Annotated in this window: 16 protein-coding genes; 9 read left to right on the top strand and 7 right to left on the bottom strand. The window is 67.6% G+C overall.

From position 1 onward, the window contains the following. The first annotated feature begins 6 nt into the window (after window positions 1-6). The 6 genes from coaBC (at window position 7) to rplL (ending at window position 4,106) form a co-directional block, all read left to right on the top strand. Entirely contained in the window at window positions 7-1,194 is a 1,188-nt protein-coding gene (gene coaBC / locus EV283_RS08400; protein WP_130324394.1) for a bifunctional phosphopantothenoylcysteine decarboxylase/phosphopantothenate--cysteine ligase CoaBC, read from the top strand. Further along, window positions 1,191-1,628, top strand: a complete 438-nt coding sequence (gene dut / locus EV283_RS08395) for a dUTP diphosphatase (protein ID WP_130324392.1) — start codon at window positions 1,191-1,193, stop codon at window positions 1,626-1,628. The genes coaBC and dut overlap by 4 nt, the downstream gene beginning before the upstream one ends. Further along, a complete protein-coding gene (locus EV283_RS08390) occupies window positions 1,625-2,095 on the top strand; it encodes a hypothetical protein (protein WP_130324390.1) in 471 nt (156 codons plus the stop codon). The genes dut and EV283_RS08390 overlap by 4 nt, the downstream gene beginning before the upstream one ends. Window positions 2,096-2,100: 5 nt before the next feature. Beyond that, complete coding sequence (moeB, locus tag EV283_RS08385; protein WP_130325049.1) at window positions 2,101-2,874, top strand: molybdopterin-synthase adenylyltransferase MoeB; 774 nt, start codon at window positions 2,101-2,103, stop codon at window positions 2,872-2,874. A 277-nt stretch (window positions 2,875-3,151) separates the two neighbouring features. Next, window positions 3,152-3,667 carry a 50S ribosomal protein L10 gene (rplJ, locus tag EV283_RS08380; RefSeq protein ID WP_055879768.1) on the top strand — a complete coding sequence of 172 codons (516 nt, stop codon included), beginning with the start codon at window positions 3,152-3,154 and terminating at the stop codon, window positions 3,665-3,667. 64 nt (window positions 3,668-3,731) lie between these two features. Then, the gene (gene rplL, locus EV283_RS08375) at window positions 3,732-4,106 is read left to right on the top strand and encodes a 50S ribosomal protein L7/L12 (RefSeq protein WP_031392842.1); all 375 of its coding nucleotides are present in this window, start codon (window positions 3,732-3,734) and stop codon (window positions 4,104-4,106) included. Between the two features lie 310 nt (window positions 4,107-4,416). On the opposite strand, the gene EV283_RS08370 is transcribed toward rplL, so the two are convergent. From EV283_RS08370 to EV283_RS08355, 4 genes are all read right to left on the bottom strand, one after another. Continuing rightward, entirely contained in the window at window positions 4,417-5,727 is a 1,311-nt protein-coding gene (locus EV283_RS08370; RefSeq protein ID WP_130324388.1) for a hypothetical protein, read from the bottom strand. A 188-nt stretch (window positions 5,728-5,915) separates the two neighbouring features. Beyond that, complete coding sequence (locus EV283_RS08365; protein ID WP_242615868.1) at window positions 5,916-6,578, bottom strand: TadE/TadG family type IV pilus assembly protein; 663 nt, start codon at window positions 6,576-6,578, stop codon at window positions 5,916-5,918. Next, a complete protein-coding gene (locus tag EV283_RS08360; RefSeq protein ID WP_242615867.1) occupies window positions 6,575-7,162 on the bottom strand; it encodes a TadE family protein in 588 nt (195 codons plus the stop codon). The genes EV283_RS08365 and EV283_RS08360 overlap by 4 nt, the downstream gene beginning before the upstream one ends. Further along, on the bottom strand, window positions 7,159-9,096 hold the full coding sequence (locus tag EV283_RS08355; RefSeq protein WP_347400212.1) for a pilus assembly protein TadG-related protein: 1,938 nt from the start codon (window positions 9,094-9,096) through the stop codon (window positions 7,159-7,161). The genes EV283_RS08360 and EV283_RS08355 overlap by 4 nt, the downstream gene beginning before the upstream one ends. A 205-nt stretch (window positions 9,097-9,301) precedes the next feature. Here EV283_RS08355 and EV283_RS08350 point away from each other — a divergent pair, with 205 nt between their 5' ends. Genes EV283_RS08350 through EV283_RS08340 form a run of 3 tightly spaced genes read left to right on the top strand, consistent with a single transcriptional unit; the run spans window position 9,302 to window position 12,289 of the window. Then, window positions 9,302-11,686 (top strand): hypothetical protein, encoded by a 2,385-nt coding sequence (locus EV283_RS08350; protein ID WP_130324384.1) that lies wholly within the window; start codon window positions 9,302-9,304, stop codon window positions 11,684-11,686. A 59-nt stretch (window positions 11,687-11,745) separates the two neighbouring features. After that, window positions 11,746-11,976 (top strand): hypothetical protein, encoded by a 231-nt coding sequence (locus EV283_RS08345; RefSeq protein ID WP_130324382.1) that lies wholly within the window; start codon window positions 11,746-11,748, stop codon window positions 11,974-11,976. Between the two features lie 25 nt (window positions 11,977-12,001). Further along, the gene (locus EV283_RS08340) at window positions 12,002-12,289 is read left to right on the top strand and encodes a hypothetical protein (protein WP_055879746.1); all 288 of its coding nucleotides are present in this window, start codon (window positions 12,002-12,004) and stop codon (window positions 12,287-12,289) included. Between the two features lie 52 nt (window positions 12,290-12,341). Here EV283_RS08340 and zwf read toward each other — a convergent pair whose 3' ends face one another. From zwf to EV283_RS08325, 3 genes are all read right to left on the bottom strand, one after another. Beyond that, window positions 12,342-13,841, bottom strand: coding sequence for a glucose-6-phosphate dehydrogenase (gene zwf, locus EV283_RS08335; protein ID WP_130324380.1), 1,500 nt, complete (start codon window positions 13,839-13,841; stop codon window positions 12,342-12,344). A gap of 95 nt (window positions 13,842-13,936) precedes the next feature. Then, entirely contained in the window at window positions 13,937-15,484 is a 1,548-nt protein-coding gene (locus EV283_RS08330; RefSeq protein ID WP_130324378.1) for a sodium:proton antiporter, read from the bottom strand. A gap of 252 nt (window positions 15,485-15,736) precedes the next feature. Continuing rightward, window positions 15,737-17,281: an efflux transporter outer membrane subunit gene (locus EV283_RS08325; protein ID WP_242615866.1), complete on the bottom strand. Its 1,545-nt coding sequence runs from the start codon at window positions 17,279-17,281 to the stop codon at window positions 15,737-15,739. Window positions 17,282-17,286: the final 5 nt, after the last annotated feature.

The raw sequence follows: 17,286 nt of genomic DNA, 5'->3' as shown, positions 1-17,286 counted from the left end.
CATCGCATGACGCGTATCCTCCTCATCGTCGGCGGCGGCATCGCCGCGTACAAGGCGGCCGAACTCATCCGCCTGCTCAAGACCCGCGGCCACGCCGTGCGCTGCGTGATGACCGAGTCCGCGCACCATTTCGTCACGCCCATGACGCTTGCCGCGCTCAGCGAGGACAAGGTCTACACGACGCTATGGGATCTCAAGGACGAGGCCGAGATGGGGCATATCCAGCTCAGCCGGCAGGCCGACCTGATCGTCGTCGCGCCCGCGACCGCGGACCTGATGGCGCGCATGGTGGCCGGGCTTGCCGACGATCTGGCTACGACGCTGCTGCTCGCGACCGACAAGCCTGTCCTCGTCGCGCCGGCGATGAACGTGCGGATGTGGAGCCATGCCGCGACGGTCCGCAACGTCGCGCAGCTGCGCGCCGACGGCGTGACGGTGATGCAGCCCGACGAGGGGATGATGGCTTGCGGTGAATACGGCCCAGGTCGCCTGCCCGAGCCGCCCGCGATCGTCGCCGCGATCGACGCGATGCTCGCCCCTACCCCGCCAAACCGACTGGCGGGTCGCCACGTGCTCGTCACCGCAGGACCGACGCACGAGCCGATCGACCCGGTCCGCTACATCGCCAACCGCTCGTCGGGCAAACAGGGCTTCGCGATCGCCGCAGCGCTGGCACGGCTCGGCGCACGCGTGACGCTGGTCGCGGGCCCCGTGACTCTGCCGACCCCGCCCGCGGTCGACCGGATCGACGTGGAGACCGCGCGCGAGATGGCCGCCGCGGTGGACCAGGCGCTACCCGCCGACGCCGCGGTCATGGTGGCGGCGGTTGCGGACTGGCACGTCGAATCGGTGCCGCAGAAGATCAAGAAAGGCGAGGCGACGCCCACACTGACGCTGGCGGAAAATCCCGATATTCTCGCGACATTGGCGCGCAGCCCACACCGTCCGCGCCTGCTGATCGGCTTCGCCGCCGAGACCGAGCGGGTCATCGAACACGCGCTCGCCAAGCGTGTGCGCAAGACCGCCGACTGGATCGTCGCCAATGACGTGTCGGGCGACGTGATGGGCGGCGCGGACAACAGCGTCCACCTTGTGACCGAAACCGGCGTCGAAAGCTGGGAGCGGCTGCCCAAGGACGCGGTCGCTGCCCGACTGGCGGAGCGCATCGCCGATGCGCTAGAAGCGGCGCCATGATTTATATCGAACTCAAACGCCTGCCGCATGGCGAAGGCCTGCCTTTGCCTGCCTATGCCACCGAGGGCGCCGCGGGCATGGACGTCGTTTCCGCCGAAGCGCTGACGCTTGCCCCCGGCGCGCGCGCTGCGGTCGCGACCGGCTTTGCGATCGCAATCCCTGCCGGCCACGAAGTCCAGGTCCGCCCCCGCTCCGGCCTAGCGCTCAAGCACGGCGTCACCTGCCTCAACACCCCCGGCACGATCGACAGCGACTATCGCGGCGAAGTGAAGGTGATCCTCGCCAATTTGGGCCAGGATCCGTTCGCGATCGCGCGCGGCGACCGTATCGCGCAACTCGTCCCCGCGATCGTACTGCGCGCGTCGGTCGGTGAAGTCGACGCGCTCGACGACACGGTACGCGGCGCAGGCGGCTTCGGATCGACCGGCCGATGATCGCCACGCTGCTCGCCTTGCTCCAGGTCGTCGCGACGCCCGCCCAGACGACCCCGCCCATCCCCGCACCGCCGACGGTCCCGAGCCTTTCGTCCTCTGGCGGCCCCTCGACCGGCGTCCCGCTGGCCCCGCAGGACTGGAGCGGGCTTCCCGTCCTGCGTATGCGCCGGTCCGCAACGACGCAGGCGAATACGTCGACCTATGTCCATAGCGAGGTGCTTGCCGGACGATGCGACAAGGCGGTCCGGACCGATAGCGGCTGGACGCTGACGCTGGATCTGGCGGTGCTCGCGACGCCGCAGGGCCGGCTGCGACGAGTGACGCCGCGCGCGATCAATTGCCCGACCGTGGAGCAATATGCCGCCGGCGTGCTTGTCGGGACGCCGCGCGATTCGCTCGACCTCGGCGATCCGCAGGGCGATACCTGGTACCGCACCAGCATGACCTTCGCGTGGACGGACAATTGACCGGCATGACTTTGTCCGACGACGAGCTGACCCGGTATGCCCGCCATATCGTCCTGAAGGAATTCGGCGGCACCGGGCAGACCCAGCTCAAGGCCGCGACGGTCGCCGTGGTCGGCGCGGGTGGCATCGGCTCGCCCGCGATCCAGTATCTCGCGGCCGCCGGCATTGGTCGGCTGATCCTGATCGACGACGACACCGTCGAGCCCTCGAACCTTCAGCGGCAGACGATCTTCACGACCGCCGATACCGGCGCGGCGAAGGTCGCGGCGGCGGCCGATGCCGCGCGGCGGATCAACCCGCACGTCGCCGTCACGACTCACCGCGTCCGGATCGATCCCGCCAATGCCGCCGCACTGCTGGAGGGCGCCGATGTCGTGCTCGACGGCTGCGACAATTTCGCGACCCGGTTCTGCGTGGCGGACGCGGCGCACGCGCTGCACATCCCGCTGGTGTCCGCCGCGGTCGGCCAGTTCGAAGGGCAGCTCGCCACCTATCGCGGATGGGAAGCCGACAAGCCGTGTTACCGGTGTTTCGTCGGCGACGACCCGGAGCGCGCGGAGACGAGTTGTGCCGAGGATGGCGTCCTCGGGCCGGTCACGGGCGTGCTCGGCAGTCTCGCCGCGCTCGAAGTGCTGCGGGCGATCGCGCGGTTCGGCGACGATCAGGCGGGCAAGCTGCTGCTGATCGATCTGCTGGCGCTGCGGTTCCGGACGATCAGGCTGCCCAAGGATCCGGGTTGCCGCGGCTGCGGATCCGAGCCCGCCCGACTAGCCGAGTAGACTCCGCGCGGCCTTGACTCCCCCGTCAATTCCGCTAAGGCGCGGCTTCGTTCGGCGGGCTTGCTCGTCGAACTCCGTCCGAGACAGTGGGTGCGCCGGGTTTGCCGGTGCTTAATCTCCCACCTAGACGGGGAATGAGATTTTGTCGGCCCATCTGCGTGCCGCCCCTCTCCCATGCCCCATCGACGAGACACCCGGAGACGCGGGCTTGTCTGCGCCTCCGGTTAGTAACCGGGTCCACCATGCAAATGGTGAACCTGAAAACGTGGAGAATGGCATGGATCGTGATCAAAAGACCGCGGCCGTAGCCGAGCTGAACCGCACCTTCTCCGAGGTCGGCGTCGTCGTTGTGACGCGCAACCTCGGCCTGACCGTCGCACAGTCCACTGTGCTGCGGAACAAGATGCGCGACGCCGGCGCGACCTACAAGGTCTCGAAGAACAAGCTTGCCAAGATCGCCATGGACGGCACCGACTACAGCTCGCTGGGCGACATGCTCACGGGTCCGGTCGGTCTGGCCAGCTCCATCGATCCCGTCGCGGCCGCCAAGGTGGTCGTGGAATTCGCGAAGACGAACGACAAGTTCGAAATCGTGGGTGGGGCGATGGGCGCGACGACCCTCGACGTCGACGGTGTGAAGGCGCTCGCAACGCTGCCCTCGCTGGACGAACTGCGTGCCAAGATCGTTGGCCTCATCGTGGCACCCGCCACGAAGCTGGCAACGATCACGCAGGCTCCGGCAGCGCAGCTCGCGCGCGTGCTTTCCGCCTACGCGGAGAAGGAAGCCGCCTGATCTTGCAGGCTCTTTCGTTACTTTTTGAACTGATGGGGCATGTGCCCCGAGATGGAGATTTATCATGGCAGACCTGAACGCACTCGTTGAGAGCCTGAGCGAACTGACCGTTCTCGAAGCAGCCGAGCTTTCGAAGCTGCTCGAAGAGAAGTGGGGCGTTTCGGCCGCAGCAGCGGTTGCAGCACCGGCAGCAGGCGGCGGCGCAGCTGCTCCTGCAGCAGAAGAGCAGACCGAATTCGACGTCATCCTGACCGGCGACGGTGGCAAGAAGATCAACGTCATCAAGGAAGTCCGCGCGATCACGTCGCTCGGCCTGACCGAAGCAAAGACGCTGGTCGAGTCGGCTCCCAAGGCCGTCAAGGAAGGCGTGTCGAAGGACGAAGCCGCCAAGATCAAGGCACAGCTCGAAGCAGCTGGCGCGACCGTCGAGGTCAAGTAAGCCGCAGCGGGAGAGACGCTTTAGCCACGCTAAAGCGCACTCCCCGCAAGGCCGGCCGGCGGCATTCATGCCGACCGACGAAGCAGGGGCTTTGCCCCTGCTGGCCGCAGCTACAAAAAAGGGCGGCCCCAGCGATGGGGTCGCCCTTTTTCGTATGTGTCGTACTCTCAGCGTGAATGGGCGGCTGACACGTAAGGCGATCCCGGCGGGGTCCGCAGGAGCGCCGACCGACCCTTTGAACCTATATGCTGGTGCGGCCTAACGGTGTACCCTCGCTCCGCCGCGATCCGAAGAGCGCGGCCCTAAACCCCTAGCGGTCGAACGTCGCCGCGTGGGGCCGTGCCGCAACGCTCGTATGCATCTTGGCGGGACCATCCAGCCAGAACGGCGCGAGCTTGGCGGAATCGACGCGTTCGATGCCGATCACCCAAGCGCGCGCGGTCTGCGCGTCGTCGCCCGCGGTAGCGTAGAGGATGTTGGTGGCGACGACAGGGACGAACATCGGCCGGTTGGCGGCGGTCATCGTCTGGATCGCCTCGCGCGCGATCGCGACGACCGTACGGATCGTGCGCGTCTCGCCGGGCGCAAGCACGAATGGCGGCGCGGCCGGGCGGCTGACCGGGCTTGCGTTGAACTGGGCGAGATCGGTGTCCTGGCCTGCGTGCGCGGTCAGGAGCGCGACGCCGGTGCGGATCGCGGTGGCGGGCACGGTCCCGGTGTTGGTGACGACAAGCTCGCACTCGACGGTTGCGCTGAGCATGTTGAGCCCTGCGCGCAACGGGCGGAGATCGCACGTCAGGCGCGCACGCGGTGCAGCCGCCGGCGTCTTTGCACGGGGTTCGAGGAATTGCGGTCCTGCGACCGCGACAGCCGGGAGTGCCGCGGCAGGAGTGACCGGAGCCGTCACCGGCTCGACCGGCGCGACGACGGGAGCGGCTGCAACAGGCTCCGGGGCCGGCTCCGCGATCGGTTCGACGACGGGTTCGGCCTCGATCCGGTCCTGCCTGCGTCCGCGTGGCGTGCGGCGGAGCGCCCAGAGCGCGCCCAGCACCACGACGATCGCCGCGAGCGAGAGCCAGAGCGGCATCGCCCTGCCCGTCTCCGGCGCGGAGACCGTCGATTCGGCCGGCGTGACAGGAGCCGGAGCCGGTACGGGTTGCTCGACAGCGGGTTGCGGGGACGGGGCCGTCTGGGGAGCGGCAGGCTGCGTGTCGGTCGGAGCCACGTCCTGCGCGGGTGGCGGCGATGCCGTCTCGGGCGTCCGCGTCGTCGCTGGCTTAGGCTCGGTGGCAGGCAAGCGGGTGACCGTCGTCGAGGGGCGGGTTTGCCGGGTCTGCTGCTCGTCGCGTGCGGCGGGACGGTCGGCGGTGGTCTTTTCCGGGGCGGACTCGTCCTTCGCGCGCGGACGGGCCGCGCGGCGGGGCGCAGGCGTCTCGGTCGGCAGCGCGATCTTGGGCGTGTCGGGAATCGGGATCGTCGTGGTCTGCGGGGCGGGATTGGCAAGCCCCTCCAGCCCGCGGACGGGCGCCGTCTGTTCGGTTTGCGCCATCGCCGGGATCGCCGACGTCAGCACGGTCATGGTGGCGAGCAGGGCGGCCAGCGCCCCGCGATCGGTCGTCATCGTCGAAAAATCCCCTGCGCGCGGTCGTCGCGGCGTTGTGGGCGGGGGAGGCTGAACGACGCCCGACGGCAACCCGCGATGCGACGAGCCGCGCCGGGGTAGCGGTGAAACGTGATGACGGCGCGGGAGCTTCAGACCGGTCCCCTACCCGCCCGCCTGCCCGGCACGCGCAGCGGCCGGGCGATCGCTCATAGCCCGCTCGCGGACGTGCATTTGTCCTTGGGCGGAAACCGGTCGTCGGGCGTCGGCGACTGGAAATCCTTGTTGCGCGCGCGGAACATCGCGATGCGCGTGAAATCGACCGGCAGCGAGAGCATGCGGAACGGAATATCCGTCAGGATCGGCCGATAGCGATAGCTGACCTGGACGTGGAACAGGATCTCGCCCAGCGGCAACCGCCGACCAGCGGGCAGCGACGCGGTGGTGACGGTCTTGTTGCAGCCCACCTGCGGCGCGATGACATAGCCGCCGTCGAAGCGTTGCCACAGGATCTGGTTCTCGGTCGTGCCGTTATTGTCGGTGTCGGTACCGCGCACGCCGGTGATGACGATCCGCCCGTCGTTGCGCAGATCATAGGGTCGCGCGGTCAGGTCGAGTGCGCTGAACAGGTCGTAGATCTGCGCCTCGCCGATGCCGATATCGCCGGTACCGCTCTGCGCGACGAGATCCGCGCTCATCGCCGCAAGCCGCTGCACGCGGTTATTGGCCATGACGTAGTTACCGAACTCGATCGCGGTCAGCACGAACCCCAGGAACAGCGGAAGCGCCAGCGCGAATTCGAGCATCGCGACCGCGCGCCGCGTGCGCAGGAGCGCGGGCAGCAGCGCAGGCAACAGCGGGGTGCGCCTCACGACGGGCTCGTCACGACGGCTTCGTTGCGGACCACCGTCGCGGCCGACAACGGGATCACGCCCGTGCCATAGCCGATTGCGCTCCCCACGAACCCGAACAGGACCCGCTTGGGGAATTTCACGGTGTAGCTCACGACGTCGCCGGGCCCGCCCAGCGTATTGCCGGCGACCGGGGTCGCATTGTCCCACATGCCATTCCGGTTGCGATCGACATAGGGTTCGCCCTTGTCATATTGCTTGTTGCCGTTCGCGTCGGTGTAGGTTTCGGGGAATGCGGTGCTGAAATCGCGGTAAACGGTGGTGACGATCTCGATCGACTTGCCGGGCGCGGTGCCGAAATCGCTCATCGACTTGGCGATGCTCGCGCGCATGATCGCGGTGCGCTCCGATTCCTTGGTCTCGAGCGTGGCGGTCGCAGTGCGCGCGGCTTCGGTCACCGCGCCCTCCAGCACGACCCGCGCGAACAGCATGTGGCCGAACTCGATCGCGCCGCAGATCAGCGACAGCATCGCCGGCAGGATGATCGCGAACTCGACGATGGTGACGCCGCGCACGTCGGTACGCAGCCTGGCGGCCCCCGTCACTGGACGAGGTGGAGGTCGACGAGTTCGGACGCGATATCGTCGAACGCGGCCTTCAGCGTCGCGGTGTCGGACGTCTGATAGACGTGCCCCGGCGCGCACTGTTCGAACATCGCCAACGTGTTCCGGTCGGTCGTCGTCAGCGCGACGATGTAGACCTTGGGCGCATTGTCCTCCGCCTGGAGCGCGGCACAGGTCTTGGCGAACCGCCGTTCGGACTGGCCGATCAGCCCCCCCTTGCTCGACGAGATCGGCGAGTCCGCATAATTGCCGTAGAAGGTCCAGGTCCGGTCGTCATAGCCGTTCTGGCTGGTGCCCAGCGCGGTCTCGCCATCGGTCATGAACACCAGTGCCCGCTTGGGTTCCTCCTGCCCGCGCGGCGGCGTGCGCTTGAAGACGTCGTCGCGCACCAGCAACCGATAGCCCCAAAGCAGCCCGGCATGGTGCAACGTCCCGTTCGCGGGATAGATTGCTGCATTCTGGCGATCGATGACGTCGTCGTAGAAGCTGCGCGACCGGCCGTAATCGACCTTGGTCGCTGCCTCCGGGCATTGCCAGTTGGGCGACGGGAATTCGGTCTTGTTCCGTGCGCCGTCATCGACGCTGCCGCCGAGCGGGTTGACGGTATATTCGGTGGCGTCCTTCCAGTTGTTGAACTGGGGAATCCTGTCGTAGCGCACGCGGAACTGCGTGCCGGTGCGCGTCGTGAAATTCCAAGGGTTGCTCGACGGATCGTAGAAGCCGCCATTGTCCGCCCGGACGATCACGTCGTTGTCGGCTTTGGCTGCGTTGTCGTTCAGGTCGATATAGGCGTCGTAAAAGGCCTCGCGGTACGGGTTGTTCGCGAACTGGTTGCCGTAGAAATCCAGGTTGAGCATCTGGTCGTAATAGCTGGGGTGCAACTTGTAGAGATTGTTGTTCGGCTCGACATTGGCGACGCTGTAATAGGCGCTCGACGGGTTCGCCTTGGCGCCGGTCGCGATCGCGTTACCGGGCATCTGCGGGACGTACATCGGCGGGATGAAATAGGGTTTTACCGGCGGATGTGCGCCTTCGCCCGGCAGCGTGCGATCGATATCCCACGCATTCGGATCCCGGTACGTCAGCGTCGCGGTCAGATCCTTGACCGTATCGTCCCCGAACACACAGCCCTTCCACCCGAGCTTGTTGCTGGGCCATGTGCCGCCATAGGTGTTGGCGACCACGTCGTTGAACCCGAACATCTGGCGGACGGACGACGATCGCCAGTCGGTCAGCAACTTGCCGACATTTACGGTGATGTCGTACATGACATACCCCATCGCCAGATCCTTGCGCGTGTCGCTGCCCTGGAACAGGATCTCGTTGAAGCTTTTAGCCGCGTCCTTCAGCGCGGTGATGCGGGTCTTGACGACACCGTTCGAATCGCGCGGCAGGTTGGCCTTCAGCGAACCGGTATTGTCGAGCACCATCATGACTTCGAGCGGGTGCGGGTTGATCGCCGCCCGCGCGGTCGCACGCACGGGTTGCTGCATGAATCCGAACAGCCGCATGAACGACATCGGCAACGTCGCGGTGGCGACGACCGTGGTGGTGTTGATGTCCTTGATCACGGTGAACGCGGGCGCCACCTTCAGGTTCGTGACGCCCATATAGGTATCGGGAAAATTGCCGCTAAAATAGGCCGCGACCTGGCTCTCGCGCGAGTTGCTGGCGGTGCCCGATACCGAGAAGGCGCGCGCGCCGGCGAGCGCCGCCGCGTCGACGCCGGTCTGCAATTGCGACTTCACGATGTAGATCCGCCCGGCGTCGATCGCCGAGCCCAGCGCCGCGATTGCAGGGATAAGCCCGGCCGCCATCATGGCGATCGCCGATCCCCTGCGGTTACTGCGCAGGCGCCGTAATGCGCCGCCGAGCGACCCTCGCGGGCCGCTGGCTCGTGTCTTGCCCTGTAGCATCCATCCCCCTCGAACCGGATCGGACCCGGTTCCGTTCATTTTGGTTGAATCGCAGCCGAACATTAAATTGCGGTTATCATTACCTTTTTTAAGCAGGGCTCGCGGCGGCCAGATCGGCACCCCGCGTGCCTCAAAATCGACACCGCCTGGGCGCACACCGCCTGTGAGACACACCCTGTCGTCGACAATCCGAGATCGCGCCACGATGAAGCTCCGACTCTTCCCCTCCTGCCTGATCGCCACCCTGCTCGTGCCGATGGCGGCGCAGGCCGACCCCGCGCCGTTCGACCTGACCGGGCCGACCTTGCGCGTCGGTGTGACCCACGGGACGACGACTTTGCCGATCGCGCAGGTCCCCAAGCTCGCGACCGGCGACCGCGTCTCGGTCGCGGCGGACCTGCCGACGGGAAAGAAGGACGATGGCACGCGCTATCTGCTGGTCGCCGCCTTCCTACGCGGTGCCACCGAGCCGCCGCCCAAGTCGTGGTTCTTCAAGGCGGACACGTGGAAGGCCAAGAAGAACGCGCTCGCACTGACGGTGCCCGAGGGCGCGCGGCAGCTGGTGGTGTTCCTGGTGCCCGAAAGCGGCGGGTTCGATGCGGTGATCAATGCGGTGCGCAAACAGCCGGGGGCGTTCGTGCGCGCGGTGCAAGATCTCGATCAGGCATCGCTCGACCGGGCGCGGCTCGACGCGTTTCTCGACGGCATCCATGCGCTGGAGCGTACCCGTCCGGAGCGGATTGAGGCGGTGTCGCCGCTGCTGTCGCGCAGCCTGGCGATCAAGCTCAAGGCCGAATGCCTCGATCTCGCGGCCGACCTCCAGGCATCGTGCCTGACGCAGAGCCGTGATTCGCTGGTCCTCGCGGACGGGCAGAGCTCGACACTGGCGGACACGCTGGTCGGCGCACCGACCGATCTGGCGTTACAGCTGAGCGCGACGCCGGAGGGCGGGCTTGGCTATTACAGCCCGTACATCGGCGTGGTGCGCGATCTGGCGAAGATCTTCGGCGCGTTCCAGTCGACTCAGTTCCGCTATATTCCGGCGCTTGCGCGCGCGCGTGACGACCGGCTGGCGCTGCTGCTGAACGCCGCGCCGTCGTTCGCGAGCCCAAAATCGGTGATGGTCGTGGCGATGCCGGTGATCGAGACCGGGGCAGCCCAGACCCCGACGATGCGGCGCGCTGAGGCGGACCGGCTGGTCTGCGCGGCCAAGCCAGATCTCGTCCTGCCGGTCGAGGGCGCGCCGCTGATCTATGCGACGCAGTTCGCGCACGACATGATGCTGAGGGTCACGACGCGGCAGGGTGGCGTGGTCGAATTGCCCGTGGAGGCCGATGCCGAGCGCGGTGGTTATGTGCTCGACCAGGTCGGGATGCGGACCACAGGGCTCGGCAGCGTGACCGATGCGACGCTGCACGGGCGCTGGGGCTTCACGCCGTTCGACGGGCCGCGCTTCCGCTTGCAGGTGCCGCGCGCCGGCGGGTGGCAGATGGTGGATACCGATCCCGAGAGCCTGGTCGTCGGGCGCGACAACGCGGTGGCGCTGAGCGGGCCGACGCCGAGCTGCGTCGAGTCGGTGACGTTGGTCGGCGCGGCGGGCGACGTGCCGCTGGCGTGGACGTCGACCGGCGATCGGATCGGGCTGACCTTGCCGCTGGCAAAGGCGGCGCCGGGGAAACTGGCGCTGCTCGTGAAGCAATATGGAGTCGAGGCGCCCGAGCGGATCGCATTGACCGCGCTTGCCGAGGCGGGGCGGATCGATGGGTTCACGGTGCATGCGGGCGATGCGTCGGGCACGCTGGCGGGCACTCGCCTTGATCTGGTGGCGTCGATGAGCGTCGACGGGGTGACGTTCAAACCGGGCGACGTGGTGCGCGCGGACAAGACCGACCGATTGGCGCTGGTGGCGGACACGCCGCCGGCGTTCGCCGCGGGCCAGGCGAAGACTGCGCTCGTCACGTTGAGCGATGGGCGCAAGCGTTCGGTGAAGTTCGCGGTCGCCGCCGCGCGGCCCAAGGCGACGCTGATCGCCAAGAGCGCGGTGTCGCCACCCGCGTCCGGCCTGCCGGTGGTGCTCGCCGGGGATACGGCGATCGCGCAGGATGCCCGGCTGACATTCTCCGTCCGCGCCGAGGGAACGCGCTTTTCACCAAGCGACAGCATCGAGATCGCGACGGCGGATGGCGCGATGACGACCAGCCTGACATCCGGACGCGGATTGACCGTGCAGGACGACCGGATCGCAGTGGCGTCGGTCGAGCCGGGCAAGGCGCTTGGCGTGTCGGCACATGGGCCGCTCGTCTGGCGGCTGGTCCAGGGCGACGTCGCGGGCGACTGGGTGCCGCTGACGACGCTCGTCCGCGTGCCCGGACTGGCGGGAGTGACCTGCAACCCGGTCTGCACGCTGGCGGGAAGCGACCTGTTCCTGATCGACTCGGTCGCGGCCAGCAGCGGATTTGCGGGTGCCGTTCGGGTGCCCGAGGGCTATACCGGCGCGACTCTGGCAGTGCCGCAGCCGGCCGGCGGCACGCTGTTCCTGCGGTTGCGCGACGATCCGGCGGTGACGGCGACGGTCGCGGTCAAACCCTGACCGCAAAGCCGGCCCGTTTGCGGTGGCGGCGGATGGCCACTTGTCGCTATGGGGCGCAGATGACCGCATCGGATCTCCAGAGCCTGTTCGTGACCAACCTCGTCCGGTACAATAGCGGCGATCGCAGGCGGTGGCGGCTGATCGTCGGCGACGTCCGCGTCTACAGCCGCGCGACGCACGCGCATTGCAACTGGGCGGTGACGCCGTCGGGCAGCGCGAGCGAGGTCGACGCGGTCGAGCGGCTGGCGGACCGGCTGCGCGAGGATCACCCCATCATCACCGCCGGCTGACGGCGGCATTTCTCAGGAGCTGAACATGGCAAAGCAATATTGGGCGCAGATCATCGAACTCGACGAGGAGATGACGCCTGCGACGATCCCCGGCGCGACCGATCACGAGGATGCCGCGGATTCGCTGGTCGCCGATTTCGTCGGCGCAATGGGCGGCGAGATCACCGAGGGCGCGGTCCGCGTCTGGGTGCAGGGCGGCGTCGAGAAGGTGTATGACTGGAAGGCCGACTTCACGATGCCCGACATGGACGAGATGGGCGACGAGGACGAAATGGAAGTCGAAGGCGAGATCGAACTGACCGAGCGCGTCTGATCTGTCGCCTGCGGCCCTGTTCCCCCGCGGAGGCGGGGGAACGGAGGGCAGGTTACGGTACCGTTTGGCCTGCCGGGGCGAGCTCGTGCCAGCTATGGTCGTCATGCGCGAGCAGCGCATCCGCCGCGGCGGGGCCCATCGAACCCGCCTCATAAGGCTCGGGCGTGCTCGTATCGCTCGCCCAGAGATCGAGGAACGGCTGCACCGCGGCCCATCCCGCCTCGATCGCATCGGCACGCTGGAACAGCGTCTGGTCGCCGACGAACAGATCGTAGATCAGCGATTCATACCCCGTCAGGTGGCCGATATCGAACGCGTCGGCGTAGCGGAAATCGAGCGCGATCGGCGCGGTCGCGACCTCCAGGCCTGGGCGCTTGATGTTGATGTCCATGCTCAGCCCCTCGTCGGGCTGGATCTGGATGATCAGCCGGTTGGGCGGCAACATGTCGGCCGGGGCGCCGGGGAACGAGGCGAACGGTACGGGCTTGAAGGTGATCGCGATCTCGGTGTCGCGGCAGGTCATCGCCTTGCCCGTGCGCAGGTAGAACGGCACCCCTGCCCAGCGCCACGTATCGACCATCAGCTTCAGCGCGACATAGGTCTCCGTCCGGCTGTCGGGCGCGACGTCGGCGCTGGCGGTGTAGGCGGGTACGTCGATGCCCTTCACCTTCCCCGCGGTGTACGTCCCGCGCACGCCGTTGCGTTTCGCCTTGGCGAGCGAATAAACGCGGACCGCCTTGAGGACCTTGCCCTTCTCGTTCCGGATCGCCTCGGCATCGAAGCTGGCCGGCGGCTCCATCGCGACCATCGCGAGCAGCTGGAACAGGTGGTTGGGCACCATGTCGCGCAACGCGCCGGTCGCATCGTAAAACTTGCCGCGCGTGCCGACATCGACCGTCTCGGCGGCGGTGATCTGGACATGCGCGATACAATCGGCATTCCAGACGCGCTCGATCATCATGTTGGCGAACCGCGCGGTCATGATGTTCTGGACGGTCTCCTTGCCGAGGAAATGATCGATCCGGTAGACCTGCGCCTCCGACACCTTGGCGAGGATGCGCGCATTGAGCGCGCGGGCGGAGGCGAGATCATGGCCAAACGGCTTCTCGATCGCGATCCGGCGGAACGCGTTTGCGGCTTCGCGCATCAGGCCATGGTCAGCGAGCTTGTCGACGATCTCGCCGAAGAACTTGGCAGGCACCGCAAGATAGAAGGCGACGTTGCCGCTCACTCGCGCCTTGAGTTGCGCGTAGACGTCGTCCTTCGTGAAATCGCCCTGGAGATAGCCGACGCGGTCCTTGAGCCGTGCCCAGGCATCGCCCTTTTCGCCGGCCCCCTCGCCCCCCTTCGCATCGAACGTCCCGAGCGCATCGCGTAGCAACTGGTCGTTCCCCTCGTCGATGCCGACACCGAGCACGTGAAAATCGTCATCGACCAGCCCCAGCCGGGTCATGTTGATCAGCGCAGGCATCAGCAGGCGGCGGGTCAGGTCCCCGAACGCCCCGAAGATCACGAGAGTCGTCGGCGGTGCGGGCTTGACGGATTTGCTCACGAAGACGCCTCGGACATGGATCGACCCTTTCGGTTATGGTCTCCCCAAACAGCGTAGCCGGTGCCGATGTTCCCGACCTCGGCCCCGCGCGTGCCTCAGGTGGCAGTCAGGATGTTGTCGCCGAACGCGCGCGCATCGACCTCCGCCCAGTCGAGCTCCTCCTGAAGTCGGCGATAGACGTCCTCGGCAACCTCGCCCTTGTCGCGCATCGCGTGCAGCGTGACACGCTGGCAGGCGATCATCTCGAGGTGGAGCACGTCGAATTCGGAAGTCGCCTGTGGATCCTCGGCCTCGGCGGTGACCTTGCCCGCGGCACCGTAGCGGAAGCGCAGTGCGTCCGCCGCCTCGCCCGCGCGCGCCGGCAGCACCGCAAGGCCAGCATCGATCAGCCGCTTGCGAGCAGGCGCGATCTCGTCAGCCAGCCCGGTGTCCGCGCCGAGATCGAGGCGGCGGATCAGCGGGCCTAGCGTGAGACCTTGCAGCACCAGCGTGCCGATCACGACGCCGAACGCGGCCAGCACGATCAGGTCGCGCCCCGGCACCGACTTCGGCAGTGCGAAGGCCGTCGCCAGCGTCAGCAACCCGCGCATGCCCGACCAAGACAGGATCATCGACGCGTTCCACGGTGGCGGCTTAGGCAGCCAGGACGGCACATAGCGTCTGGCGATCGCGCCCTCGATAAAGCGGACGAGGAACACCCACGCCACGCGCGTGACCAACACGGTCGCGAGCACCACCGCCGCAAAACCGATCGCGGGCCAGCGCTGCTCGGGCGGCAGGCCGACCAGCACGTCGCGCGACTGCAGCCCCATCAGCGCGAACGCGATGACGTTGAGGACGAGCACCGCCGCCGACCAGACTGCAGCGCCCTGCAACCGGTCGCGCGCGGGTTGGTCGATCGGGCGGCGTTGCGACACGATCATGCCGAACGTGACGATCCCCAGCACCGGCGAGATATGCAGTCGCTCGGCGACCAGCCAGATCGCGAACGTCACCGCGAAATCGGCAAGGCCTGCGCCCAGCGTGCCCGCGAACAGCGGTACGATCCGAAGATAGGCCCAGGCGGCGATCGCCCCGAACACGATCCCGCCCGGCACCGCGGCGGCGAGCGCGAGCGGCGTGACCGGCGTGTCGGCATGCGTGGCGAACGCGACGGCGAGCCCGAACAGCAGCAGTGCGGTGGCGTCGTTGAGCAGGCTCTCGCCCTGGAGCAGTAGGAGGCCGCGCCGTGGAATGCCGACTTCGCCGAGGACCGCTTCCGAGGCGGCGGCATCTGGCGGCGCTACGATCGCCCCGAGCGCGAACGCGGCGGCGAGCGGCAGTCCGCCCAGCGTCACGCCAACCAGCGCGACGGTCGCGGTGGTGATGAGCACCGCGAACACGGCGAGCGACAGCAGCGGGAACCAGTGGCGCCGCAGCGCGCGCGGGCTGGTGTGATAGGCGGCGTGGAGCAACGCCGGCGCGATGAACAGTGCGAGGGCCAGATGCGGCTCGACCGTGATCCGCGGCGCGAACGGCAATGCCGCAAAGCCCAGCCCGGCAACCGCCAGCAAGGTAGGATACGGCATGTTGAGCTTACGCGCGAGGACCAGCAGGACCAGCGCGGTCAGCAGGATCGCGTCGAGACTTTCAAATATCTGCACGCATGCGCAACGGTCGGCGCCGCGCAATGGGCCCGGCGAGTGGCTGAACGCCCCGCCGCGTCGCCGCCGATGCAGGGCGCGTGTTTGGACAATACCGTGACGTCACACGAACGATCATCCTCCCCCGTCAGGGGGAGATGGCGCGAAGCGACGGAGGGGGAGGACACGGAACGGCAGCTCCCCCTTACCTCCCCCTCCGTCAGGCTATCGCCTGCCACCTCCCCCTTGCGGGGGAGGATTCGTGCGTATGCGTTAGGGCCGGCGCGTGTCGGCGGTGGCGGGGACGATCGTGACGCCGCCGCCGAGTGCGCGGAACAGCTCGACCGAGTTGCTGTCACGCGTCAGCCGCGCGGCCAGCAGCGTCTGTTGCGCGGTGTAGAGCGAGCGCTGCGAATCGAGCGTGTTGAGGAACGTGTCGATGCCCGCACGGAAACGCAGTTCCGACAGCCGGAACGCGCCCGCCGCATTGTCGCGCAGCGACGTCTGCGCCTGCAACTGCGCACCGATCGTGCCACGCCGCGCGAGCGCATCGGCGACCTCCCGGAAGCCGGTCTGGATGCTCTTCTCATACGTTGCGACTGCGGCGTCGCGCGTCGCTTGTGCGTAGCGCAGATTGCCCTTGTTCCTGCCAAAATCGAACAGCGTCTGGCTGACCGACGGCGCGACCGACCAGTTCTGCGTTCCGCTGCCGAACAGGTTCGACAGGCCGAGGCTGATCGTCCCAAACGCCGCGGTCAGCGAGATGTTCGGGAAGAACGCCGCGCGTGCCGCGCCGATATTAGCGTTGGCGGCGATCAGCTGATGCTCGGCCGAGGCGATGTCCGGGCGGCGCAACAGCACCGCCGACGGCAGGTTGGACGGCAGATTCTCCAGCGTCGGGCTGGTTTCCTCAAGCCGCGCCGGCAGCATGTCGGCGGTCAGCGTGGTCCCCGCGAGCAGGTTCAGCGCATTCTGGTCCTGCGCGATCAGCGTGGTCGCCTCGGCGATGTCCGAACGTGCCTGGTCGTAGCTGGTGCTCGCCTGGCGCACTTCGAGCTCGGATGCGATGCCGATCCGGAACCGGTCCTGCGTCAGCTTGACGGTCTGGCCATACGCCTTCTCCGTATCGCGAGCGATCTTGAGGCGATCCTGGTCGGCCGCCATCGTCAGCCATTGAGTCGCGATCTCGGCGATCAGCGACACCTGCGCGGCGTTGCGATTCTCCTCCGCGGCGAAATATTGTTCCTGCTGCGCCTGCGTCAGGTTGCGGACCCGGCCGAACAGGTCGATTTCCCACGACGAGACGCCGACATTGGCCGAATAGATGTCGGCGCGGCCGCTCGACACGGCACCGCCGGTCCCCCCGCCGGTGCCGCCCCCCGTGCCGCCGGTTCCACCAGTACCGCCGGTTCCTCCAGTACCGCCGCCGGTGCCGCCACCGACCACGCCGAACGGCGATTTCTGGTAGGTCGCGCTGCCGCTGGCGGCGAGCGTCGGGAACAGGTCGGCGCGCTGGACGCGGTATTGCGCGCGCGCCTGCGCGACGTTGGCGACCGAGACGCGCAGGTCGCGGTTGTTCTCCAGCGCGGTGCGGATGACGCGGCGCAGGCGGTCGTCGGTGAAGAACACCTCCCACGACGTATCCGCGGGCATGATCGCCCCCGCCGCATCGGTCGGCGCATAAGCGGGACCAGTCGGCGTCGTTGCCGGCACCGACAATTCGGGCCGGACATATTTCGGGGCAAGATTACATCCGGCGAGCGTGAGCCCGGCGGCGAACAGGAGCGCGGTCTTGCGCGAGATCATAGGGGCGAACATCTGGA

The organism is Sphingomonas sp. BK036 (genome assembly GCF_004216825.1).
Taxonomy (GTDB): domain Bacteria; phylum Pseudomonadota; class Alphaproteobacteria; order Sphingomonadales; family Sphingomonadaceae; genus Sphingomonas.
This window is presented reverse-complemented; position numbering and strand designations above follow the sequence as displayed.

Coding starts and splice junctions, on each gene's coding strand:
- EV283_RS08355 (WP_347400212.1), bottom strand. CDS start 9,096: ATGCTACAGGGCAAGACACGAGCCAGCGGCCCGCGAGGGTCGCTCGGC.
- moeB (WP_130325049.1), top strand. CDS start 2,101: ATGACTTTGTCCGACGACGAGCTGACCCGGTATGCCCGCCATATCGTC.
- EV283_RS08370 (WP_130324388.1), bottom strand. CDS start 5,727: ATGACGACCGATCGCGGGGCGCTGGCCGCCCTGCTCGCCACCATGACC.
- EV283_RS08325 (WP_242615866.1), bottom strand. CDS start 17,281: ATGTTCGCCCCTATGATCTCGCGCAAGACCGCGCTCCTGTTCGCCGCC.
- rplL (WP_031392842.1), top strand. CDS start 3,732: ATGGCAGACCTGAACGCACTCGTTGAGAGCCTGAGCGAACTGACCGTT.
- EV283_RS08340 (WP_055879746.1), top strand. CDS start 12,002: ATGGCAAAGCAATATTGGGCGCAGATCATCGAACTCGACGAGGAGATG.
- dut (WP_130324392.1), top strand. CDS start 1,191: ATGATTTATATCGAACTCAAACGCCTGCCGCATGGCGAAGGCCTGCCT.
- rplJ (WP_055879768.1), top strand. CDS start 3,152: ATGGATCGTGATCAAAAGACCGCGGCCGTAGCCGAGCTGAACCGCACC.
- EV283_RS08390 (WP_130324390.1), top strand. CDS start 1,625: ATGATCGCCACGCTGCTCGCCTTGCTCCAGGTCGTCGCGACGCCCGCC.
- EV283_RS08350 (WP_130324384.1), top strand. CDS start 9,302: ATGAAGCTCCGACTCTTCCCCTCCTGCCTGATCGCCACCCTGCTCGTG.
- coaBC (WP_130324394.1), top strand. CDS start 7: ATGACGCGTATCCTCCTCATCGTCGGCGGCGGCATCGCCGCGTACAAG.
- EV283_RS08345 (WP_130324382.1), top strand. CDS start 11,746: ATGACCGCATCGGATCTCCAGAGCCTGTTCGTGACCAACCTCGTCCGG.